Annotated in this window: 21 protein-coding genes, 2 tRNA genes and 1 rRNA gene; 14 read left to right on the forward strand and 10 right to left on the reverse strand. The window is 59.7% G+C overall.

Annotated elements, in window-relative coordinates:
* The first annotated feature begins 43 nt into the window (after nt 1–43).
* The 3 genes from rpe to trpE all read left to right on the forward strand — a co-directional run bounded on the left by rpe (nt 44) and on the right by trpE (nt 3,085).
* Complete coding sequence (gene rpe, locus NRG23_RS22295; RefSeq protein WP_009051147.1) at nt 44–718, forward strand: ribulose-phosphate 3-epimerase; 675 nt, start codon at nt 44–46, stop codon at nt 716–718.
* On the forward strand, nt 715–1,533 hold the full coding sequence (locus tag NRG23_RS22300; RefSeq protein WP_009051146.1) for a phosphoglycolate phosphatase: 819 nt from the start codon (nt 715–717) through the stop codon (nt 1,531–1,533). The genes rpe and NRG23_RS22300 overlap by 4 nt, the downstream gene beginning before the upstream one ends.
* 70 nt (nt 1,534–1,603) lie before the next feature.
* A complete protein-coding gene (gene trpE / locus NRG23_RS22305) occupies nt 1,604–3,085 on the forward strand; it encodes an anthranilate synthase component I (RefSeq protein WP_009051145.1) in 1,482 nt (493 codons plus the stop codon).
* A 66-nt stretch (nt 3,086–3,151) separates the two neighbouring features.
* Here the strand turns inward: trpE and estP are convergent, their stop codons facing one another.
* The gene (gene estP / locus NRG23_RS22310) at nt 3,152–5,062 is read right to left on the reverse strand and encodes an esterase EstP (RefSeq protein ID WP_257372117.1); all 1,911 of its coding nucleotides are present in this window, start codon (nt 5,060–5,062) and stop codon (nt 3,152–3,154) included.
* A gap of 408 nt (nt 5,063–5,470) precedes the next feature.
* Between estP and NRG23_RS22315 the strand changes: the two genes are divergently transcribed.
* The 4 genes from NRG23_RS22315 to NRG23_RS22330 all read left to right on the forward strand — a co-directional run bounded on the left by NRG23_RS22315 (nt 5,471) and on the right by NRG23_RS22330 (nt 8,725).
* Complete coding sequence (locus tag NRG23_RS22315) at nt 5,471–6,064, forward strand: aminodeoxychorismate/anthranilate synthase component II (RefSeq protein ID WP_007930170.1); 594 nt, start codon at nt 5,471–5,473, stop codon at nt 6,062–6,064.
* A 9-nt stretch (nt 6,065–6,073) separates the two neighbouring features.
* Nucleotides 6,074–7,123 carry an anthranilate phosphoribosyltransferase gene (gene trpD / locus NRG23_RS22320; RefSeq protein ID WP_009051142.1) on the forward strand — a complete coding sequence of 350 codons (1,050 nt, stop codon included), beginning with the start codon at nt 6,074–6,076 and terminating at the stop codon, nt 7,121–7,123.
* Complete coding sequence (gene trpC, locus NRG23_RS22325; RefSeq protein WP_009051141.1) at nt 7,120–7,956, forward strand: indole-3-glycerol phosphate synthase TrpC; 837 nt, start codon at nt 7,120–7,122, stop codon at nt 7,954–7,956. The genes trpD and trpC overlap by 4 nt, the downstream gene beginning before the upstream one ends.
* A 67-nt stretch (nt 7,957–8,023) precedes the next feature.
* The gene (locus NRG23_RS22330; RefSeq protein WP_028683513.1) at nt 8,024–8,725 is read left to right on the forward strand and encodes a lipoate--protein ligase family protein; all 702 of its coding nucleotides are present in this window, start codon (nt 8,024–8,026) and stop codon (nt 8,723–8,725) included.
* Here NRG23_RS22330 and crp read toward each other — a convergent pair.
* Complete coding sequence (gene crp, locus NRG23_RS22335) at nt 8,722–9,366, reverse strand: cAMP-activated global transcriptional regulator CRP (protein ID WP_009051139.1); 645 nt, start codon at nt 9,364–9,366, stop codon at nt 8,722–8,724. The two genes, NRG23_RS22330 and crp, sit on opposite strands and share 4 nt — an antisense overlap.
* Before the next feature lie 235 nt (nt 9,367–9,601).
* Here crp and NRG23_RS22340 point away from each other — a divergent pair, with 235 nt between their 5' ends.
* Nucleotides 9,602–10,024, forward strand: a complete 423-nt coding sequence (locus NRG23_RS22340; protein WP_009045862.1) for an OsmC family protein — start codon at nt 9,602–9,604, stop codon at nt 10,022–10,024.
* Nucleotides 10,025–10,106: 82 nt separating this feature from the next.
* Here NRG23_RS22340 and coq7 read toward each other — a convergent pair whose 3' ends face one another.
* From coq7 to hemJ, 6 genes are all read right to left on the reverse strand, one after another.
* Complete coding sequence (coq7, locus tag NRG23_RS22345; protein ID WP_028683514.1) at nt 10,107–10,754, reverse strand: 2-polyprenyl-3-methyl-6-methoxy-1,4-benzoquinone monooxygenase; 648 nt, start codon at nt 10,752–10,754, stop codon at nt 10,107–10,109.
* 124 nt (nt 10,755–10,878) lie between these two features.
* Nucleotides 10,879–11,217 (reverse strand): histidine triad nucleotide-binding protein, encoded by a 339-nt coding sequence (locus tag NRG23_RS22350; RefSeq protein ID WP_007930180.1) that lies wholly within the window; start codon nt 11,215–11,217, stop codon nt 10,879–10,881.
* A 79-nt stretch (nt 11,218–11,296) separates the two neighbouring features.
* Complete coding sequence (locus NRG23_RS22355) at nt 11,297–12,085, reverse strand: SDR family oxidoreductase (protein WP_009051137.1); 789 nt, start codon at nt 12,083–12,085, stop codon at nt 11,297–11,299.
* Between the two features lie 128 nt (nt 12,086–12,213).
* Nucleotides 12,214–13,083, reverse strand: coding sequence for a DUF805 domain-containing protein (locus NRG23_RS22360; protein WP_038636392.1), 870 nt, complete (start codon nt 13,081–13,083; stop codon nt 12,214–12,216).
* A 92-nt stretch (nt 13,084–13,175) separates the two neighbouring features.
* Entirely contained in the window at nt 13,176–14,144 is a 969-nt protein-coding gene (locus tag NRG23_RS22365) for a nitronate monooxygenase family protein (RefSeq protein ID WP_009051135.1), read from the reverse strand.
* A 35-nt stretch (nt 14,145–14,179) separates the two neighbouring features.
* A complete protein-coding gene (gene hemJ, locus NRG23_RS22370) occupies nt 14,180–14,611 on the reverse strand; it encodes a protoporphyrinogen oxidase HemJ (RefSeq protein ID WP_097135126.1) in 432 nt (143 codons plus the stop codon).
* Nucleotides 14,612–14,745: 134 nt separating this feature from the next.
* Here hemJ and argC point away from each other — a divergent pair, with 134 nt between their 5' ends.
* Together argC and erpA are read left to right on the forward strand one after the other, a co-directional pair.
* Nucleotides 14,746–15,780: an N-acetyl-gamma-glutamyl-phosphate reductase gene (gene argC, locus NRG23_RS22375; RefSeq protein ID WP_009051133.1), complete on the forward strand. Its 1,035-nt coding sequence runs from the start codon at nt 14,746–14,748 to the stop codon at nt 15,778–15,780.
* 166 nt (nt 15,781–15,946) lie between these two features.
* On the forward strand, nt 15,947–16,297 hold the full coding sequence (gene erpA / locus NRG23_RS22380; protein ID WP_007906865.1) for an iron-sulfur cluster insertion protein ErpA: 351 nt from the start codon (nt 15,947–15,949) through the stop codon (nt 16,295–16,297).
* A gap of 67 nt (nt 16,298–16,364) precedes the next feature.
* On the opposite strand, the gene NRG23_RS22385 is transcribed toward erpA, so the two are convergent.
* Nucleotides 16,365–17,456, reverse strand: a complete 1,092-nt coding sequence (locus NRG23_RS22385) for an anhydro-N-acetylmuramic acid kinase (RefSeq protein WP_038636396.1) — start codon at nt 17,454–17,456, stop codon at nt 16,365–16,367.
* A 2-nt stretch (nt 17,457–17,458) separates the two neighbouring features.
* Nucleotides 17,459–18,889: a peptidoglycan DD-metalloendopeptidase family protein gene (locus NRG23_RS22390; protein ID WP_257375088.1), complete on the reverse strand. Its 1,431-nt coding sequence runs from the start codon at nt 18,887–18,889 to the stop codon at nt 17,459–17,461.
* 211 nt (nt 18,890–19,100) lie between these two features.
* Between NRG23_RS22390 and tyrS the strand changes: the two genes are divergently transcribed.
* The 4 genes from tyrS (at nt 19,101) to NRG23_RS22410 (ending at nt 22,631) form a co-directional block, all read left to right on the forward strand.
* Nucleotides 19,101–20,300: a tyrosine--tRNA ligase gene (tyrS, locus tag NRG23_RS22395; RefSeq protein ID WP_257372161.1), complete on the forward strand. Its 1,200-nt coding sequence runs from the start codon at nt 19,101–19,103 to the stop codon at nt 20,298–20,300.
* 550 nt (nt 20,301–20,850) lie between these two features.
* Nucleotides 20,851–22,387: ribosomal RNA gene (locus NRG23_RS22400) — 16S ribosomal RNA — on the forward strand.
* A gap of 65 nt (nt 22,388–22,452) precedes the next feature.
* Nucleotides 22,453–22,529, forward strand: a tRNA-Ile gene (locus NRG23_RS22405).
* A 26-nt stretch (nt 22,530–22,555) separates the two neighbouring features.
* A tRNA-Ala gene (locus NRG23_RS22410) sits at nt 22,556–22,631 on the forward strand.
* Nucleotides 22,632–22,633: the final 2 nt, after the last annotated feature.

Raw genomic sequence — 22,633 nt, forward strand, 5'->3', positions numbered from 1 at the left:
TATACAATGCGCGCCACCGTGATTCTGCTCAAAAAGGTGCGTCATGCAGCCCTTCGCAATTGCTCCGTCGATCCTCTCCGCCGATTTCGCCCGCCTGGGCGAGGAAGTGGACAATGTTCTCGCCGCTGGCGCCGATATCGTGCACTTCGATGTCATGGACAACCATTACGTACCCAACCTGACCATCGGCCCGATGGTCTGCGCTGCCCTGCGTAAGTACGGCATCACCGCGCCGATCGACGCCCACCTGATGGTGAGCCCGGTGGACCGGATCATCGGCGACTTCATCGAGGCCGGTGCGACCTATATCACCTTCCACCCGGAAGCCACGCTGCACGTCGACCGCTCCCTGCAGATGATCCGCGAAGGCGGCTGCAAGGCCGGCCTGGTATTCAACCCGGCCACCCCGCTGGACGTGCTCAAGTACGTCATGGACAAGGTCGACATGGTCCTGCTGATGAGCGTCAACCCGGGTTTTGGCGGCCAGAAGTTCATTCCGGGCACCCTCGACAAGCTGCGTGAGGCCCGTGCCCTGATCGACGCTTCCGGTCGCGATATCCGCCTGGAAATCGACGGCGGGGTGAATGTGAACAACATCCGCGAAATCGCTGCCGCGGGTGCCGATACCTTCGTGGCGGGCTCGGCGATCTTCAATGCGCCGAACTACCAGGATGTGATCGAGAAGATGCGCGCCGAACTGGCGCTGGCGCGTCCATGAGCGGTTTCGAGCAGCTGTTCCCGGGGCGTCTGCCACGACTGGTGATGTTCGACCTGGATGGCACCCTGGTCGATTCGGTTCCCGACCTCGCGGCGGCCGTGGACGACATGCTGCTCAAACTGGGGCGTCCGCCCGCCGGTATCGAATCGGTGCGTGAGTGGGTCGGCAATGGCGCACAAATGCTGGTGCGCCGGGCCCTGGCCAACGACATCGCGGCGCAGGGTGTCGACGATGTCGAGGCTGAGCGCGGGCTGGAGCTGTTCAACAGCGCCTATGAGGATGGCCACGAACTGACCGTGGTCTATCCTGGCGTGCGCGACACCCTCAAATGGCTGCACAAGCAGGGCGTCGAAATGGCGCTGATCACCAACAAGCCGGAGCGTTTTGTCGCGCCCCTGCTGGATCAGATGAAGATCGGCCGTTATTTCCGCTGGATCATCGGTGGCGATACCCTGCCACAGAAGAAGCCCGACCCGGCCGCCCTGTTTTTCGTCATGAAAATGGCCAGTATCCCGGCCTCGCAATCGCTGTTCGTCGGTGACTCGCGCAGCGACGTACAGGCGGCGAAAGCTGCGGGTGTGAAGTGCGTGGCATTGAGCTATGGCTACAACCACGGACGGCCGATTGCCGAGGAAATGCCGGCCCTGGTGATCGACGATCTGCGCCAGTTAATTCCCGGTTGCCTGGATCCGGCCGCTGAGATAACGTTGCCCGACGCTGTTCAATCCCCTCCTGGAAACGCCATCGTGGTGGTTACTCGCAAACTCTGGATGAAAGTCATCAAGGCCCTGGCCCGCTGGCGTTGGCGCGCCTGACTTGTTCCTGGCCGGTCTTCCGGCGCGTTTGCATACCTGACTGTCAGAACCTCAAGCCACGAGGCACCCCATGATCCGCGAAGAATTCCTGCGTTTGGCCGCTGCCGGCTACAACCGCATCCCGCTTGCCCGCGAAACCCTGGCCGACTTCGACACGCCGCTGTCGATCTATCTGAAACTGGCCGACCAGCCCAACTCCTACCTCCTGGAGTCGGTGCAGGGCGGCGAGAAGTGGGGCCGTTACTCGATCATCGGCTTGCCCTGCCGCACCGTGCTGCGGGTGCATGACCACCATGTCAGCATCACCGTCGATGGCGTCGAGACCGAAAGTCATGACGTGGCCGATCCGCTGGCGTTCGTCGAAGAATTCAAGGCGCGTTACCAGGTGCCGACCATCGCGGGCCTGCCGCGTTTCAACGGTGGCCTGGTCGGCTATTTCGGCTACGACTGTGTGCGTTATGTGGAGAAGCGTCTGGGCAAGTGCCCGAACCCGGATCCGATTGGCGTACCGGACATTCTGCTGATGGTCTCCGACGCCGTGGTGGTGTTCGATAACCTCGCCGGCAAGATGCACGCCATCGTCCTCGCCGACCCGTCCCAGGACAATGCTTTCGAGCAAGGCCAGGCGCGCCTGCAGGCGTTGCTGGAGAAGCTGCGCCAGCCCACCACCCCACGTCCTGGCCTGGATTTCAGCAAGCAGCAGGCGTCCGACCCGGTGTTCCGCTCCAGTTTCACCCAGGGTGACTACGAGCGTGCCGTCGATACCATCAAGGAGTACATCCTGGCGGGCGACTGCATGCAGGTAGTGCCGTCACAGCGCATGTCCATCGACTTCAAGGCGGCGCCGATCGACCTGTATCGCGCATTGCGTTGCTTCAACCCGACGCCTTACATGTACTTCTTCAACTTCGGCGACTTCCATGTGGTCGGCAGTTCGCCGGAAGTGCTGGTGCGGGTCGAAGACAACCTGATCACCGTTCGCCCGATCGCCGGTACTCGCCCACGCGGTGCCAACGAAGAGGCGGACCAGGCGCTGGAGAAGGACCTGTTGTCCGACGACAAGGAAATCGCCGAACACCTGATGCTGATCGATCTGGGGCGCAACGACACCGGGCGGGTTTCCGAGATCGGTTCGGTGAAGCTCACCGAGAAGATGGTAATCGAGCGTTATTCCAACGTGATGCACATTGTCTCCAACGTCACGGGCCAGTTGAAGGCCGGACTGACCGCGATGGATGCGCTGCGGGCGATTCTGCCGGCGGGTACCTTGTCCGGCGCGCCGAAGATCCGCGCGATGGAAATCATCGACGAGCTGGAGCCGGTCAAGCGCGGTGTGTATGGCGGGGCCGTGGGTTATTTCGCCTGGAACGGCAACATGGACACCGCCATCGCCATTCGTACGGCGGTGATCAAGGATGGCGAACTGCATGTGCAGGCCGGTGGCGGCATAGTCGCCGACTCGGTGCCGGCGCTGGAATGGGAAGAAACCCTGAACAAGCGTCGCGCCATGTTCCGCGCGGTGGCCTTGGCCGAGCAAACGCCCGATAGCTGAGTCGGGAAACGAGCCATAAAAAAACGCTGCCTCCTCACGGGGGCAGCGTTTTTTATGGCCTGCGGTTTAGAAGTCGAGACTGACCCCGACGTTGATGCCTTGCTGGGTGAAGTCATCGTCCTTGCGGATGTTGTAGCTGGCACGCAGGGCCAGGTCCTGGGTGAGCTTGTGGCTGACCCCGAGGTTCAGGCGGTTCAGGTTGGTCTGCGGGGTATAGCCTTCGAGGGTGTAGTTGTTGTCCGGCAGGCTGTTGAGGGCCATGGTCAGCTTCTGGGTATCGTCCTCGTATTCCTTTTCGTGGGCGATTTCGCCGAACACCTGGGTTTGCTGGGTGATCTGATACTTGCCTTGCAGGCCGATGCCCAGGCGCCGTGAGGTGCGTTTCTGGTCATCGAAGGTCAGTGCAGTGGAGTCGTTGCCGTCTTCGGAGTAACTGTCGACCTTGGCCCGCGCGTAGTCGGCGCTGATGAACGGCGACAGGTGCCACGGGCTGCTGGCCTGCTGCGCGATGTCGTAGCCCAGGCGAGCGCTGAAGGCCAGGATGTCGCCGCTGGTGTCGCCTTTTTCCCCGCGCTCGTTGGCGCCCAGGTCGAATTTGCGCTTGAGGTTGTCGTAGTCCAGGTGTCCGGCGGTAGCCGCCGCGTCGGCCCACCAGCGGTTTTGCTGGTACTGGACGAAGGCGGTGCCCAGGTAGGTGTTGAGCTTGTAGTCCGAATCGTTGCTGCCCGCTTCGAGCTTCTGCCGATAGGCGCCGGCCAGCACGCCCACTCGCCAGGCCTCGTCGAGCCGGTAGCTGCCGCCGATGTTCAGGTTGAAGCCATTGCCGTCGGCACTGGCGCCGCTGCGTTGGCTGTCGAAGTCCTGATGCTGGCCACCCGCGGCGACAATCGCCCGCCATTGACCGACGCCCTGCCAGTTTTCCCAATCGGCCTGCCATTGGTTGCGCAGCTCATCCTGATGGGCACGCAGGGTGCCCTGGGCCATTTCCGGGAGCAGGGTTATTTCCCAGGGCGCTGCCAGCAGGGAGTAAGCGTAATCGGCGATCAGCCGCTGGCCGGCTTCGGTGGGGTGGACCGAGTCGTTATAGATCAACTTGCTCGGGTCAGGTGTGGCGCTGTGAATGCCATAGCGGGCGTTTTCCGTACAGCCATTGCCACTGAAGCAGGTGGCTGTGAGATTCTGATCGGTGGCCAGGCCGAACTGTGCCGGGTTGGCGAAGCTTTCCTTCAAGAGCACGGGAATATTGAGGGGAATGACTTCGGCATCGACCGTCTGTAGTTGCCGCACCAACTCGGTGTTGAACTGGGCGCTGAGTTGGGAGGTGAACCCTTGCAACGGGCTGCCGTTGATCGCCGGGGTCAGGCCGATATCCGGCAGTAGCCAGACCATGATGTAGCGGGCGCCGGACTGTTGCAGGGTCTGCACGCTGTCGACGAGGCGACCAGCTGCTGCATTGGCCTGGTCGAGGCTGGTGACTCGGCCCTGGAGGAAGTCGTTGCCGCCGCCCGACAGGTAGTACAGGGCATTCGGGTCGGCGCGCAAATTGTTGGCCACCAGATAACCCGGGCGGCTACGGCTGCCGGCGGTCGAGGTGGTGGTAATCGAATCGAGAATCTGGTCGGTGCGATAGCCGCCGACCGCCCAGTTGTTGCCGTCAGGCAGGCCTTCGCTGGCGCGGGTGGCCGAGGTCGAGGCGGCGAGCTGGTCGTCCGAGAACCCCAGTTTGGCACCGAGCAATTGGGTCGAGTTGGCGGAACGGAGTTCTCCGCTGCCATCCAGGTAGACCGGGCCGGTGCGGTTGGTAAAGCGCTGGGTCGCTCCCGCAGGACCGCCTGGATCGGCGAATTGCCCGGCATCGCTGAGGCTGTCGCCGAACACGATAAAGCTGGAATAGGGGGAGGGGGCTGCGATCGCTTGAGTGCAGGCTAAAGACAAAAGACTGCTGGCGAGTGGTACGAACAACGTCTTTTTGATCATGAACAAGTCCGTTTTATTTATTGTTGTAGAGAACGAAACGACAGTACCAAAAACTTTTGTGTCTGAGCTATGGCTATAAGCCATATCGCTTGTTTATCCGGGCGTGGGCCCCGCCATATTGCGCCCTCTGCTCAGCTAAGTTACTGTGCCTGAACGTATGAATGAGACCTTCCCCGTGTTGATCGTCAGCAAACTCTTGATGCGAGTTGTTAAGGCACACGCCCGTTGGCGTTGGCGCGCCTAACTTTTCTCTGCCGGCCCGGCCGGACCTGTACCGTTTCGCCTTCTTTACCCCTGTTCGACTCCGCTTGTGCTGGTTGAGTGATTGCAACCCCCGGCGGGCCTGTCAGCGGGCAATCCACTGAAGGCTGTATTAAAAGTCAGTGAATTCAAGAGGTTGTAATCCCCATGTTGCTGATGATCGATAACTACGACTCCTTTACCTATAACGTTGTGCAATACCTTGGCGAGTTGGGTGCCGAGGTCAAGGTGGTGCGCAACGACGAACTGACCGTGGCTGAAATCGAAGCGCTCAACCCTGAGCGGATCGTCGTGTCGCCCGGTCCTTGCACACCGACCGAAGCCGGTGTGTCCATCGAAGCGATCAAGCATTTCGCCGGCAAGCTGCCGATCCTGGGCGTCTGCCTGGGCCACCAGTCCATTGGCCAGGCCTTTGGCGGCGATGTGGTGCGCGCGCGGCAGGTGATGCATGGTAAGACTAGCCCGGTATTTCACCAGGACAAGGGCGTATTCGCCGGTCTGAACCATCCGCTGACCGTGACCCGTTACCATTCCCTGGTGGTCAAGCACGACACCTTGCCGGACTGCCTCGAACTGACCGCCTGGACCCAGCTGGAAGACGGCTCCGTCGACGAGATCATGGGGCTGCGCCACAAGACACTGAACATCGAGGGTGTGCAGTTTCACCCCGAGTCTATTCTCACCGAGCAGGGCCACGAGCTGTTCGCCAACTTCCTCAAACAGAGCGGCGGCACGCGCTAAGGACTTTCCATGGATATCAAGACTGCCCTGAGCCGTATTGTCGGCCACCTCGATCTGAGCACCGATGAAATGCGCCAGGTCATGCGTGAAATCATGACCGGCCAGTGCACCGACGCACAGATCGGCGCCTTCATGATGGCTATGCGCATGAAGAGCGAAAGCATCGACGAAATCGTCGGCGCTGTTTCGGTCATGCGCGAGCTGGCGGACAAGGTCGAGCTGAAAACCCTCGACGGCGTGGTCGATGTGGTCGGTACCGGCGGTGACGGTGCGAACATCTTCAACGTGTCCACGGCTTCTTCCTTTGTCGTCGCAGCAGCCGGTTGCACGGTGGCCAAGCATGGCAACCGTGCGGTGTCCGGGAAAAGCGGTAGTGCCGACCTGCTCGAATCCGCCGGCATCTATCTGAACCTGACGCCGGTACAGGTTGCCCGCTGCATTGATAACGTCGGCATCGGTTTCATGTTCGCCCAGTCCCATCACGGTGCCATGAAGTACGCCGCTGGCCCGCGCCGCGATCTCGGCCTGCGCACCCTGTTCAACATGCTCGGCCCGCTTACGAATCCGGCCGGTGTGAAACATCAGGTGGTGGGTGTGTTCACTCAGGCGTTGTGCCGGCCATTGGCCGAAGTTTTGCAACGTTTGGGCAGCAAGCACGTGCTGGTAGTGCACTCTCAGGATGGCCTGGATGAATTCAGTATCGCCGCGCCGACCTTTGTCGCTGAACTGAAGGACGATCAGATCACTGAGTATTGGGTGCAGCCCGAAGACCTAGGCATGAAGAGCCAGAGCCTGTTCGGCCTGGTGGTCGAAAGCCCGGCGGCATCGCTCGAGCTGATTCGCGATGCCTTGGGGCGGCGCAAGACCGAGCATGGGCAGAAGGCCGCGGAAATGATTGTGCTCAATGCCGGTGCCGCGCTCTATGCCGCGGACCATGCCAGCAGCCTGAAAGAAGGCGTAGCCCTGGCCCATGACGCTTTGCACACTGGGTTGGCTCGCGAGAAGCTGGAGGAGTTGGGCGCCTTTACCGCGGTATTCAAGCAGGAGAATGAAGGATGAGTGTGCCGACGGTTCTGGAAAAAATCCTCGCCCGCAAGGTCGAGGAAGTGGCTGAGCGTAGCGCACGGGTAAGCCTGGCCGAACTCGAAGGTCTGGCCCGCGCCGCGGATGCGCCGCGCGGCTTTGCCAAGGCGCTGCTCGACCAGGCCAAGCTCAAGCAGCCGGCGGTGATCGCCGAAATCAAGAAAGCCTCGCCGAGCAAAGGCGTGATCCGCGAGCATTTCGTGCCGGCGGAAATCGCCAAGAGCTATGAGAAGGGTGGCGCGACCTGCCTGTCGGTGCTCACCGACGTCGATTATTTCCAGGGCGCCGACGCCTACCTGCAACAGGCGCGCGCCGCCTGTTCGCTGCCGGTGATCCGCAAGGACTTCATGATCGATCCGTACCAGATCGTCGAAGCCCGCGCCTTGGGTGCCGACTGCGTGCTGTTGATTGTGGCGGCGCTGGATGATGCCAGGATGGCCGAACTGGCTGCCGTGGCCAAAGGTGTGGGTCTTGATGTGCTGGTTGAAGTGCATGACGGCGACGAGCTGCAACGCGCCCTGAAAACCCTCGACACGCCGCTGGTGGGCATCAACAACCGCAACCTGCACACCTTCGAGGTCAATCTGGAGACCACTCTCGATCTGTTGCCGCAGATTCCGCGCGATCGTCTGGTGATCACCGAGAGCGGCATCCTCAACCGGGCCGATGTCGAGCTGATGGAAATCAGCGACGTCTACTCCTTCCTGGTGGGCGAGGCCTTTATGCGGGCCGAGAGCCCAGGTCTGGAACTGCAACGCCTGTTCTTCCCGGAACGTGGCGTGCCGGTGAGCGGTTCGACCCTGGACTGAACCTGAGTTGATGAAGAAGCCGGCGCCGCCGGCTTTTTTATACCTATCGCAAAGGACCTTTACTGTCATGACCCAGCCCCTTTCCCTGACCGTCGAAGCCGGTCTGCAGGCCGAACAGGATCTGCTCGCCCAGGTATGCAGCGGTGACCAGGAGTACGGCCTGTTGTTCTGGCAACCGAGTGACAGGGCGCTGGTGATGCCGCGGCGCTTGAGTCGTTTGCCGGGGTTTGAGCAGGCTTGCGAGGCACTGGCCGCCAGTGGCTGGCCGGTGTTGCTACGGGAAACCGGCGGGGAGCCGGTGCCGCAATCGGCTGCGACGATCAATATCGCGCTGGTCTATGCGCCGCCTCGCAGTGAGGGTGACCAGAACCGGATCGAAACCGGCTATCGCCGTTTGTGCCAGCCGATCTGCGACCTGCTTTCCGAGCTGGGGGGCGAACCTTCCCTGGGTGAAGTCGAGGGCGCTTTCTGCGATGGCCGGTTCAACGTCAATCTCAACGGGCGCAAGATGGTTGGCACCGCCCAGCGTTGGCGTCAGAGCAAGGGTGGGACGCGTCCGGTTGGATTGGTGCATGGCGCGCTGTTGCTGGATGACGAGCGGGAAACCATGGTCGCGGCGGTCAATCGGTTCAACCAGGCCTGTGGCCTGGAGCAGCGTTGCCGTGCCGAGAGCCATATCGCCTTGCATGAGGCGTTCGCCGCGCCGAATGCCATCGAGCGCCTGGATACCCTGTATCGGCAGATGCTGGCGCAGTTCCTGCCGCTCTAGCGGGTGCCGAACACCACCATGGTCTTGCCTTTGACATGGACCAGGTTGCGTTCTTCGAGGTCCTTGAGCACCCGGCCGACCATTTCCCGTGAGCAGCCGACGATTCGCCCGATTTCCTGACGGGTCACCTTGATCTGCATGCCGTCCGGGTGGGTCATGGCATCCGGCTGCTTGCACAGTTCGAGCAGGCAGCGGGCTACGCGCCCGGTGACATCGAAGAACGCCAGGTCGCCGACCTTGCGGGTGGTGTTGCGCAGGCGCTGGGCGATCTGGCCGCTGAGCACATACAGAATGTCCGGGTCCTGTTGAGACAACTCACGGAATTTCGCATAGCTGATCTCCGCGACTTCGCATTCGACCTTGGCGCGTACCCAGGCGCTGCGCTGCTGCTCATGCCCGGCCTGTTCGAACAGGCCCAGCTCGCCGAAAAAATCCCCGGCATTGAGATAGGCGATGATCATTTCCCGACCGTCATCGTCTTCGATCAGGATGGTGACCGAGCCTTTGATGATGAAGAACAGCGTGTCCGACTGGTCACCGGCGCAGATGATGTTGCTCTTGGCCTGATAGCGGCGGCGCTGGCAGTGCATCAACAGCTTGTCGAGGTTCTTGATCTTGGGTGTAGGGGCAAGAGCAACCATGGTTGTATCCCGAAAAGACAGCACGGTGTGATTTGGTTTTTTTATGGGGCGGTCAAGCAGGATCGCCGATAGCTGGCAATGCGCCAGCGATTTGGCGCCAGCTTAACAGACACATCCTTTGGGTAATTAAGAATTTTCCTATCAGAACTGAGTGTGGCACCGGAACAGGCAAAGCGCTGCCGTCCAAGGCCCTGTGCTAAGCTGGCGACCCTTTTTTAGCAGTGGAGTCTTGGCGATGAAGGCACGCATCCAATGGGCTGGCGAAGCCATGTTCCTCGGGGAATCGGGCAGCGGTCATGTGGTGGTAATGGATGGCCCGCCGGAAGCCGGCGGTCGTAACCTGGGCGTGCGCCCGATGGAAATGCTCCTGCTCGGCGTAGGCGGTTGCAGCAACTTCGACGTGGTCAGCATCCTGAAAAAGTCCCGCCAGGCTGTCGAAAGTTGCGAAGCCTTCCTCGACGCCGAGCGTGCGACCGAGGACCCCAAGGTTTTCACCAAGATTCACATGCACTTCGTGGTCAAGGGCCGCGGGTTGAAAGAAGCCCAGGTCAAGCGCGCCATCGAGCTGTCGGCGGAAAAATACTGCTCGGCATCGATCATGCTCGGTGCGGCCGGGGTTGCCATCACTCACGATTACGAAATCGTCGAGCTCGGTTGAGTCGCCATCCGACTATCCTGAATTCGTGGCAAAAGAAAGGGCGCTGAAAAAGCGCCCTTTTTTTGCCTGCGATTTGTATCGATCAGATCCGGTAAGTGCTTTTGGTCATGACCTTGGCCAGCAGGCTCATGCCGAACTTCACCGGCGTGGGGAAGCGGAATCCCCCTGCGTCCAGCGCGCTTTCGGCGTGTTGTTCTTCGTCGATGCGCATCTGCTCGAGAATCGCCCGGGACTTTTCATCCTCGGCTGGCAATTGCTCAAGGTGTTCGTTGAGGTGTTTGCACACCTGATCTTCAGTAGCAGCCACGAAACCCAGGCTGACCTTGTCGCTGATCAGCCCGGCTACCGCGCCGATGCCGAACGACATGCCGTAAAACAGTGGGTTGAGCACACTGGTGTGGCTACCCAGCTGGTGAATGCGTTGCTCGCACCAGACCAGGTGGTCGATTTCTTCTTCCGCGGCGTGCTCCATGGCGGCGCGCACGTGCGGCAGCTTGGCGGTCAGGGCCTGGCCCTGGTACAGCGCCTGGGCGCAGACTTCGCCGGTATGGTTGATGCGCATCAGGCCGGCGACATGCTTGGTGTCCTCTTCGCTCATCTGCACCTCCGGCTGCACGATGGCAGGGGAAGGGCGATAAGGCTGGCCACTGAAGGGCAGCAAGGTACGCATTGCCGCATCTGCCTGCAGCAGTAGACGGTCAATCGGCGAGTAGTGACGTTGGGTAGTCATGCTTACCTCCGGGAAGAATCACGGCGGCCAGTTTACCCCAATCGATGGGCAGAGGCCTGCGCTGGATCAGCACACTCTCGGCAAACCGGGCGAGAAGTGTGCTGTCGCGCACTTTGGGCGGGGATCAGCCCGGCGGCCAGTGCATCTGGCGCTGACCCAGAACGTGCATGTGAATGTGATACACGGTCTGGCCGCCGAGTTCATTGCAGTTCATGACGACGCGGAAGCCTTCCTCGCAACCCAGTTCCCTGGCCAGGCGCTGGGCGGTGAACAGGATATGTCCGGCCAGCAGCTTGTCGTCTTCGGTCAGGTCATTGAGGGTGCGCACCGGCTTTTTCGGAACTACCAGGAAATGCACGGGGGCCTGTGGGGCGATATCGTGGAAGGCCAGAACCTGGTCGTCCTCGTAGATGATCTTCGCCGGTATTTCCCGGTTGATGATCTTGGTGAACAGAGTATCCACAGCTGTTTCTCCGTTGTGTTGGTCCGGGCTGAGTGTACTCAGGCAAGCCGAGTGCGCCCAGCCTTAGATGATTGCCCGGTCAGCGCGGGCAATAGGCTTTGTTGACGGCGCCGGAAATCTTGCGGGTCAGCCAGCGCGAACCCAGGCGCGGGCTGAACGCGAACCAGCGGTTGCGGCGGCCGGGGATGATAATGGCGCGGTTCTTTTCCAGGGCGCGCACGGTGTACAGCGCGACTTCTTCCGGGCTCATCAGCAGCTTGCTGTCGTTGAGCTTGCTGGTGTTCAACTGGGCGGTATCAAAGAAACCGGTGCGGGTCGGGCCGGGGCAGAGTACCGAAACCTTCACCGCATTGTTTTTCAACTCTTCGCGCAGGCCTTCGGAGAAGTGCAGCACATAGGCCTTGCTGGCGTAGTAGGTGCTCATCCAGGGGCCGGGATAGAAGCCGGCGATCGAGGCGACGTTGAGAATCTGTCCGCCGCCCTGCAAGGCCATGCTGTTGCCCAGGGCATGGCAAAGCCGGGTGAGGGCGAGAATGTTCACTTCGATCAGGTCCTGTTCGGTCATCCAGTCCTGGGCGAGGAACGGCCCGCAGGTGCCGATGCCGGCGCAGTTCACCAGCAGGTCGATCTGCCGGTCGCCTTCCTCCAGCTCCAGCAGAAAGCCCGAAAGCCGCAAAGGCTCGGACAGGTCGCAGGCGCGGAACAGCACCTCGACGCCAAAACGCTGGGTCAACTCGATGGCGATGCTTTCCAGCTGATCACGCTGCCGGGCCACCAGGATCAGGCTGCGGCCACGCCGGGCCAGTGCTTCGGCCAATGCCAGGCCTATGCCGCTGGAGGCGCCGGTGATCAGAGCGTAACGGGTCATGCGGTTCTCCATTGCAACGGTCGGTCGCCTGTGGGGAAAGTCCCAGGCACCGGCGCGTTATTTCAATCCGATAGTCTACAGGTGGCCAGGGCGGGCTTGCTGCTTTCGCTGCTGCCATCCTGGGCGCCTTAGACCGAGCTGAGCCCGCCAATGAAGGACAGCAGCAAAACGATTATCCACAGCGCGGCAAGCCCCTTGACCGCTCCACTGTTTGGCGGAGGCGGCGCGCCGTAACGATTGGCGCCGGTGTTGCCCGGCAGGACCGCCAGCAGCAGCGGAAACACCGCGTACACAAATGGCAGCAAGTTCAACAGCCAGAGCCAGCCCGACCAGCCCAGGTCATGCAGGCGCTGAACGGAAATGGTGATGTTCAGATAGGCGAAGGCCAGTGCTACGACGCCGAGGAAGATCATTCCCGTCACCTGCAGGCCGTTGCCGACCAGAGCCGCGGTCAGGAAGCCGCCGACGAGGGTAGTCAGCAGGATCAGCACGAGGGTCCAGGCGAGATAGCGCAGGCGCCCGATGCGGCCATCGACGGTATAGAACTTCAGCTCGCCAAACTCGGGAAGGGGATCACCCACTGTGGCTTGAGGCGGGGTATAGGGCGAAGTGTCCGCGCCGGCCATGGGTTCTGGCGCTGGTGTCGGTGTCGGGCGTTGCCAGTCACTTGTCGCGGTGGGGCCTGCTTGAGGCAAGTCCACCGAAAGCGAAGGGGCTGGCGCCGGGGGAGCAGGTTGAGGTGTCGGTTGGCTGGCGCCTGGGGCAAGATCCGGTTCTACGCGTGGGGCGATACCGGCCTGGTTCAGCGCGGCGAGATAAATATCCGCATCCTGCTGGGAGAGGTCGCGCTTGAGGGTAATGTTTTGCCCCTTGAACAGAGGCTCGATCGCGGCGATATCGCTTTTGAACAGCTTGGCGATTTTCTGCTTGGCATGTTCGATGTCGACACCCGGAAGCAGAGCCCCGTCAAATACGATCTTGAAACGGTTTTCGCTCATGCAGGGCTTCCTTGTCGGCTTTATAGAGAGGGCTTTCGCAGGGCGATAGTTTAAGGCCAGCCGTCCGTTGCTGGCCAAAAAACATCAGCGATTCAGCGTGGCCAGCGTTGCGGCAGCCGAGCGGCCAGTTCCTGTGCGGCACGGTATTCGGCGTCCAGGCGGGCGACCAGTTGATCGACACTCGGCAAGTCATCGATTTCGCCGACGCCTTGTCCGGCGGACCACACGGTTTTCCAGGCTTTGGCTTCGTCGCTGAGCGGCTTGAGTTTCGAGCCGAAGTTGACTTCGCCTTTACCCTGCAGGGCGGCAAGGTCGAAGCCGGCGTTTTCCAGGCTTTGGCGCATGAAGCTTGCCGGAACCCCGGAGACCGCTGCGGTGTGGACGATGTCGGCGGCCTTGGCGCTCAGTAGCATCTCTTTATAGGCTTCCGGCGCGTGGCTTTCCGTGGTGCCGATAAAGCGCGTGCCGAAGTAGGCGAGGTCGGCACCAAGCAACTGTGCGGCGAGTATCTCGTGGCCATGGTTCAGGCAGCCAGCCAGCAGCAGCGTCTTGTCGAAGAACTGGCGAATTTCGGCGATCAGGGAGAACGGGCTCCAGGTCCCGGCGTGACCACCGGCGCCGGCGGCTACTGCGATCAGGCCGTCGACCCCGGCCTCGGCAGCTTTTTCCGCGTGGCGTCGGGTGGTGACGTCATGGAAGACCAGGCCTCCATAAGCATGCACCGCATCGACCAACTCCTTCACCGCCCCGAGGCTGGTGATGACGATAGGCACCTTGTGTTCGATGCAGATCGCCAGGTCGGCGTTCAAGCGTGGGTTGCTGTGATGCACGATCAGGTTGACGGCATAGGGTGCGGGGTTTTCCAGGGTCGCAAGGCCTGCTTCGATTTCTTCCAGCCAGGCCTTGAAGCCACTGCTTTCACGCTGGTTGAGGGCAGGGAAACTGCCCACTACACCGTTGCGGCAGCACGCCAGAACCAGTTGTGGGTTGGAAATCAGGAACATCGGCGCAGCCACGACAGGCAAGCGCAAGCGTTGTTCGAGCAGAGCGGGCAGCGACATTGGAAGTACCCCGAATAATGAACGGCTAGTTGGAGTTAGAACGGCCGGACGACGACCAGAATTACGATAGCCAGCAATACCAGAACTGGCACTTCATTGAACCAGCGGTAAAAGACATGGCTGCGGGTGTTTTCGCCACGGGCAAAACGTTTCACCTGGGCGCCGCACATGTGGTGGTAGCCAATCAGGATGACTACCAGGGTCAGCTTGGCATGCATCCAGCCACCCTGGCCGAAGTAGGCGCTGGGGTTCAGGCTCAGCAGCCAGATACCGAAAACCAGCGTGGCGATCATCGCCGGCCCCATGATCCCGCGGTACAGCTTGCGCTCCATGATACTGAAGCGTTCCTTGCTGATCGTGTCTTCGCTTTGAGCGTGATAAACGAACAGGCGTGGCAGGTAGAACAGACCGGCAAACCAGCAGACCAGACTGACGATGTGAAAGGCTTTGAGCCACAGATAGAGCATTTAGGTTATTCCCAGGTTCACGGTAGCGCAGATAGTAGAGGCAGGAGCGTCCGCACGTCACCTTGACGGTTGTCGCAGGGTCTTTCGGCCCCTATCATCGACGGCTTTCCAGTGGGTTCGTTGAGGGCAGGTTTATGGTCAAGGTCGGTATCGTCGGCGGCACGGGTTACACCGGTGTCGAACTGCTGCGTCTGTTGGCACAGCATCCGCAGGCTGAAGTGGTAGTCATCACTTCCCGATCCGAGGCAGGCCTTGCCGTTGCCGATATGTACCCGAACCTGCGAGGCCACTATGACGGCCTGGCATTCAGCGTTCCAGACATCAAGACCCTCGGTGCCTGCGATGTGGTGTTCTTCGCGACGCCGCACGGCGTTGCCCACGCCCTGGCGGGTGAGCTGCTGGCTGCGGGTACCAAGGTCATCGACCTGTCGGCGGATTTCCGTCTGCAGGACGCCGATGAGTGGGCCAAGTGGTACGGCCAGCCCCACGGCGCCCCTGAATTGCTCGACGAAGCCGTCTATGGCCTGCCTGAAGTCAATCGCGAGCAGATCAAGCAGGCGCGTCTGATCGCTGTTCCGGGTTGCTATCCGACCGCTACCCAGCTCGGCTTTCTGCCATTGCTGGAAGCTGGGCTGGCCGATACTTCGCGGCTGATCGCCGACTGCAAGTCGGGTGTCAGTGGCGCCGGCCGGGGGGCCAGCGTTGGCTCCCTGTACTCCGAGACCTCGGAAAGCATGAAGGCCTATGCGGTCAAGGGGCATCGTCACCTGCCGGAGATTCGCCAGGGGCTGCGCCGTGCGGCGGGCAAGGATGTCGGCCTGACGTTCGTGCCGCACCTGACGCCGATGATCCGCGGCATTCACTCGACGCTCTATTCCACTGTCGTGGACAAGTCTGTGGACCTGCAGGCGCTGTTCGAGAAACGTTATGCCAACGAGCCGTTCGTGGATGTGATGCCGGCGGGCAGCCATCCGGAAACCCGCAGCGTGCGAGGCGCCAACGTCTGCCGGATTGCCGTGCACCGTCCGCAGGATGGCGATCTGGTGGTCGTGTTGTCGGTGATCGACAACCTGGTCAAAGGTGCTTCGGGCCAGGCCGTACAGAACCTGAACATCCTGTTCGGTCTGGACGAGCGCCTGGGCCTGTCCCACGCTGGCATGCTGCCTTAAGGCGCCTGCCTGCTTCAGCAAAAGGCCCGTTACGGGCCTTTTTGCATTCTGCGGTGAGCCCCGGGCTTATTGATATACCGTAACAATAGTTGACCGCTTTTCTGGGAGAAGCGGATAATGCGCGTCATCACGCATTATGGCGGCGTAACGCCGGGAGATAGTCAGCATGAGCGTCGAATCCTTCACCCCCACGGCTTTGCAATTCACCCACGGTGCCGCGCACAAGGTGAAGAGCCTGGTCGATGAAGAGGGTAATGATCGCTTGAAGCTGCGCGTATTCGTTACGGGCGGCGGTTGTTCAGGGTTTCAGTACGGCTTCACTTTCGATGAAGAAGTCGCGGATGACGACACCATCGTCGAGCGCGAAGGCGTCAGCCTGGTGGTCGATCCGATGAGCTTCCAGTACCTGGCGGGTGCCGAGGTGGATTATCAGGAAGGTCTGGAAGGTTCGCGCTTCGTGATCAAGAACCCGAATGCCACGACCACCTGCGGTTGCGGTTCTTCGTTCTCGATCTGATCGCTGGTCAAGGTTTTATCAGGCGCCGCAGGGCTTTCGGGCTCTGCGGCGTTTTGCTGTCTGGCGATCAGGCGGGGTAGATCGCGCCCAATACACGCAGGCCGCGGGCACCGGTGACGCTTGGGCGGTTGGCGGCGATGCCTTCGAGGCAGCAGTGGGCCAGCCAGGCGAACGCCATGGCTTCAACCCAGTCCGGATCGACGCCGTGGGTGGCGGTACTGCTGACCTTGGTGTTGGGCAGTAGGCTGGATAGGCGACTCATCAAGGCTGCGTTGTGAGCGCCGCCGCCGCAGACCAGCAGCTCCTGGGTATCGTTCTGTGCGACTTGCAGCGACTCGACGATGGTCAGTGCTGTCAGCTCCAGGAGCGTTGCCTGTACGTTTTCGGGGGCAAAGGCCGGCAAACGAGCCAGATGCCCCTGTAGCCATTCCAGGTTGAACACCTCGCGGCCAGTACTCTTCGGGCCTTGAGTGGCAAAGAACGGGTCGCTGAGCAGCGCGTTCAGCAGCATCGGCTCAACATGACCACTGGCGGCCCACTGGCCGTCGCGATCGTAGTTCTCGCCACGTTGGGCATTGATCCAGGCATCCAGCAGAACGTTGCCTGGACCGCAATCGAAGCCGGCAACCGGCTTGTCGCTCTCGATCAGGCTCAGGTTGCTGAAGCCGCCGACGTTCAAGACTGCACGCTTGCCGGCACTTCGATCAAAGAGCGCCTCATGAAAGGCCGGCACCAGTGGGGCGCCCTGGCCGCCAGCGGCGACGTCGCGGCTGCGGAAGTCGCTGACCACAGTGATTCCAGTGAGCTCTGTCAGCAGGGCCGGGTTGCCGATCTGGACCGTGAAACCGCGGGCTGGCTCATGACGGATGGTCTGGCCATGACTACCAATAGCGCGAATATCTGCGGGTTTCAGCTGTTGTTGAGCAAGGAGGCTATGAATGCCCTGGGCGGCCAGCTTCACCCAGTTCTGTTGGGCGATGGCAGAGCGGGCGATTTCATCGGGGCCGCTGGCGCACAAGCCAAGCAGCTCGGCGCGCAGGGATTCGGGCATGGGGATGTAATGCGTGGCGATCAGCCTGATCGCCGGGGTTTGCTCGATGAGTGCGATATCCAGGCCATCAAGGCTGGTCCCGGACATCACACCTATATAGAGCGCCATGCTTAACGCTTGTTCGAAGCGAGCAGGGTGGCTTTTTCCTGATCCATCCGCGCCATCAGCGGCTGGCTTTGTTGCAGGAAACGCGCGCGTTCCGCTTTGGCAATCGGGTCAGCCATCGGCAGCTTCTGGCCCAGTGGGTCGACGTGAACGCCATTGACCTGGAACTCGTAATGCAAGTGCGGGCCCGTGGAAAGCCCGGTGGTGCCAATGTAGCCGATCACCTGGCCCTGCTTGACGGTTCCGCCGGTCTTGACGCCTTTGGCGAAGCCTTGCATATGGCCGTACAGCGTGCGGTAAGCGTTACCGTGCTGGATGATCACGGTGTTGCCGTATCCGCCACGACGCCCGGCCAGAAGCACCTTGCCATCGCCGGCAGCCTTGATTGGCGTGCCGCGAGGGGCTGCGTAGTCGACGCCTTTGTGAGCGCGGATCTTGTTCAGGATCGGGTGTTTGCGGCCCATGGAGAAACGCGAGCTGATACGTGCGAAGTCCACTGGCGTACGGATAAAGGCCTTGCGCATGCTATTGCCGTCAGCGGTGTAATAACTGCTCATGCCTTGTTTGTTGGTGTAACGCACCGCGGTGTAGGTCTTGCCACGGTTGGTGAAACGCGCAGAGAGAATGTTGCGGGAGCCCACGGCTTTGCCATTGACGACGGTCTGCTCGTAGATCACGTCGAACTCGTCGCCCGGGCGAATATCCTGGGCAAAGTCGATGTCGTAGCCAAAGACGTTGGCCATGTCCATCGTCAGGCTGTGAGAGAGGCCGGCACGGGCTGCGGATTGCGACAGCGAGCTGTTGATCACGCCATGAACGTAGGCCGTGCGCACCATGGGCTTGGCGGTGATACGGCTGAAGGCGAAGCCTTTTGGCCCTTTGGTCAGGGTGATGCTTTCCAGGTCGTTGACCTTGCTGTGCAAGTTGTTCAACTGGCCGTCCGGGCCCAGTTCGAACTCAAGTTTCTGGCCGCGCTTCAACTGGGTGAACTGCTTGGCCTGCTTGTCGCTGGCCAACACTTCGTGCACCGAGGTGGCTGGCAGGCCGACCTTCTCGAATAGCGTGGAAAGGGTGTCGCCCTTGGCAACAATGACTTCCCTGTGATTAGCCGTCTTCTTTTCTTCTGCTAGGGCTGGAGCAGGCTGTTCTTGAGCGGTTTCAGCAGTCTTTGCGGTGTCTTCGGGGCTGTTTTCGATTTGCGCGAACGGGGACGGTACGGCTTCATTTGTGGCTTGTACGGCGTCTGCAGCGTCTTGATCTTGTGTCAGTTGCTCGGCTGGGCTTTCCAGATCAAGACTCAGAGTTGTTCTTTTGGCTTCTACATCACTGGAAGGGAATACCAGGAGCACCAGGCTGAGGAGGGCGGCGATGCCACTTGCGGCGAGCAGGTGGGTCTTCGGATAAAGCGGCGGGGCTTTAGGCGGTTCTGTGGTCATAGGTAATTTTGACTTTGAAAAAGATGAATTGGAAAAGATGAATGACATGATGAAGATGAAATAACTGTATAAAATATAACCAAATCATCTGTTAAGCAAGCCTGCGGACGTTCTGTTCGTGGAAAACCATCCATACGCCGGGCAAAACTTGTAATTGGGCGCTGATCTTGTATGGTTGGTTCCCTTTGAATCTGAGCCTTGCGGGTCTGTTATGAAGTCGGTTGAAGAGCAGCTAGCGCTGATCAAACGTGGTGCGGAAGAGTTGTTGGTCGAGTCCGAGCTGATCGAAAAGCTCAAGCGCGGCCAGCCGCTGCGTATTAAGGCTGGCTTCGACCCGACGGCGCCGGATTTGCACCTGGGTCACACCGTGCTTATTAATAAGCTGCGCCAGTTCCAGGATCTGGGGCACCAGGTGATCTTCCTGATCGGCGATTTCACCGGGATGATCGGTGATCCGAGCGGCAAGAGTGCAACCCGCCCGCCACTGACTCGCGAGCAGGTCCTCGAGAATGCCGAGACCTACAAGAGTCAGGTGTTCAAGATTCTCGATCCGGCGAAAACCGAGGTGGCCTTCAACTCCACCTGGATGGACAAGATGGGGCCTGCGGACTTCATTCGCCTGACTTCCCAGTACACCGTTGCTCGCATGCTCGAGCGTGACGATTTCGACAAGCGCTACTCCACTAACCAGCCAATTGCCATTCATGAGTTCCTCTATCCGCTGGTTCAGGGTTATGACTCGGTAGCGCTGCGTGCTGATGTGGAGTTGGGCGGTACCGATCAGAAGTTCAACCTGTTGATGGGGCGCGAGCTGCAGCGCGGTTATGGTCAGGAAGCTCAGTGCATTCTGACGATGCCATTGCTCGAGGGGTTGGATGGCGTCAAGAAGATGTCCAAGTCGCTGGGTAACTATGTGGGTATCCAGGAAGCGCCAGGTGTCATGTACAGCAAGCTGGTTTCCATTCCGGATGCCTTGATGTGGCGTTACTTTGAGCTGCTGAGCTTCCGCTCCATGGAGGAGATCCTTTCCTTTAAGGCGGATGTCGAGGCAGGTGCGAATCCGCGGGATATCAAGATCAAGCTGGCTGAAGAGATCGTTGCGCGCTTCCATGGTGAAGAGGCTGCGGCGAATGCTCATCGTGCGGCGGGTAACCGTATGAAGGATGGTGAGCTGCCGGATGACCTGCCTGAGATCGAGCTGGCTGCTGCTGAAGACATGCCGATCGCGGCTGTCCTTAATAAGGCCGGCTTGGTAAAGAACTCGGCGATGGCGCGTGACCTGCTTGGCTCAGGTGGGGTGCGTGTGGATGGTGAGGTGGTTGAGCGTTCCTTTATATGGGCGATCGGCTCGACTCATGTTTGCCAGGCCGGAAAGAAGGCTTTTGCACGTATTACGCTTAAATCCGAATAAAACTGAAAATAGGTGTTGACGGCGAATTATATCTCTCTATAATTCGCCCCACTTCCGGCGCAGTCGAAACGGAAAACTCCTTGAGATTCAACGAGTTACGCGGTTTTCGGCAGCGGTACACTTCAGTTCATCGAGGCCCGAAGGAGTCGGTTCGGCAGTGTGTTTTCGCCGGATTGACGGTTCGATCTTCTCGGTCGAAAGCGGAGAAAAAGAGGTGTTGACAGCAGCGTGTAACGCTGTAGAATTCGCCTCCCGCTGACGAGAGATCGGAAGCGCAAGTGGTTGAAGTTGCAAAGGAAACTTTGAAAACTTCTTAAAATAACCGCTTGACAGATACAGAGGCTGCTGTAGAATGCGCGCCTCGGTTGAGGCGAAAGACTTAACCAACCGCTCTTTAACAACTGAATCAAGCAATTCGTGTGGGTGCTTGTGGAGTCAGACTGATAGTCAGAAAGATTATCAGCATCACAAGTTACTCCGCGAGAAATCAAAGATGTAACCAACGATTGCTGAGCCAAGTTTAGGGTTTTCTCAAAACCCAAAGATGTTTGAACTGAAGAGTTTGATCATGGCTCAGATTGAACGCTGGCGGCAGGCCTAACACATGCAAGTCGAGCGGTAGAGAGAAGCTTGCTTCTCTTGAGAGCGGCGGACGGGTGAGTAATGCCTAGGAATCTGCCTGGTAGTGGGGGATAACGTTCGGAAACGGACGCTAATACCGCATACGTCCTACGGGAGAAAGCAGGGGACCTTCGGGCCTTGCGCTATCAGATGAGCCTAGGTCGGATTAGCTAGTTGGTGAGGTAATGGCTCACCAAGGCGACGATCCGTAACTGGTCTGAGAGGATGATCAGTCACACTGGAACTGAGACACGGTCCAGACTCCTACGGGAGGCAGCAGTGGGGAATATTGGACAATGGGCGAAAGCCTGATCCAGCCATGCCGCGTGTGTGAAGAAGGTCTTCGGATTGTAAAGCACTTTAAGTTGGGAGGAAGGGTGCTTACCTAATACGTGAGTATTTTGACGTTACCGACAGAATAAGCACCGGCTAACTCTGTGCCAGCAGCCGCGGTAATACAGAGGGTGCAAGCGTTAATCGGAATTACTGGGCGTAAAGCGCGCGTAGGTGGTTCGTTAAGTTGGATGTGAAATCCCCGGGCTCAACCTGGGAACTGCATCCAAAACTGGCGAGCTAGAGTATGGTAGAGGGTGGTGGAATTTCCTGTGTAGCGGTGAAATGCGTAGATATAGGAAGGAACACCAGTGGCGAAGGCGACCACCTGGACTGATACTGACACTGAGGTGCGAAAGCGTGGGGAGCAAACAGGATTAGATACCCTGGTAGTCCACGCCGTAAACGATGTCAACTAGCCGTTGGGAGCCTTGAGCTCTTAGTGGCGCAGCTAACGCATTAAGTTGACCGCCTGGGGAGTACGGCCGCAAGGTTAAAACTCAAATGAATTGACGGGGGCCCGCACAAGCGGTGGAGCATGTGGTTTAATTCGAAGCAACGCGAAGAACCTTACCAGGCCTTGACATCCAATGAACTTTCCAGAGATGGATTGGTGCCTTCGGGAACATTGAGACAGGTGCTGCATGGCTGTCGTCAGCTCGTGTCGTGAGATGTTGGGTTAAGTCCCGTAACGAGCGCAACCCTTGTCCTTAGTTACCAGCACGTAATGGTGGGCACTCTAAGGAGACTGCCGGTGACAAACCGGAGGAAGGTGGGGATGACGTCAAGTCATCATGGCCCTTACGGCCTGGGCTACACACGTGCTACAATGGTCGGTACAGAGGGTTGCCAAGCCGCGAGGTGGAGCTAATCCCATAAAACCGATCGTAGTCCGGATCGCAGTCTGCAACTCGACTGCGTGAAGTCGGAATCGCTAGTAATCGCGAATCAGAATGTCGCGGTGAATACGTTCCCGGGCCTTGTACACACCGCCCGTCACACCATGGGAGTGGGTTGCACCAGAAGTAGCTAGTCTAACCTTCGGGAGGACGGTTACCACGGTGTGATTCATGACTGGGGTGAAGTCGTAACAAGGTAGCCGTAGGGGAACCTGCGGCTGGATCACCTCCTTAATCGACGACATCAGCTGCTTCATAAGCTCCCACACGAATTGCTTGATTCATTGAAGAAGACGATTGGGTCTGTAGCTCAGTTGGTTAGAGCGCACCCCTGATAAGGGTGAGGTCGGCAGTTCGAATCTGCCCAGACCCACCAATTACTGGTGCACCCTGTAGCGATACGGGGCCATAGCTCAGCTGGGAGAGCGCCTGCCTTGCACGCAGGAGGTCAGCGGTTCGATCCCGCTTGGCTCCACCATT

The sequence above is a fragment of the Pseudomonas sp. T8 genome (genome assembly GCF_024610635.1).
GTDB classification, from domain to species: domain Bacteria; phylum Pseudomonadota; class Gammaproteobacteria; order Pseudomonadales; family Pseudomonadaceae; genus Aquipseudomonas; species Aquipseudomonas chlororaphis_I.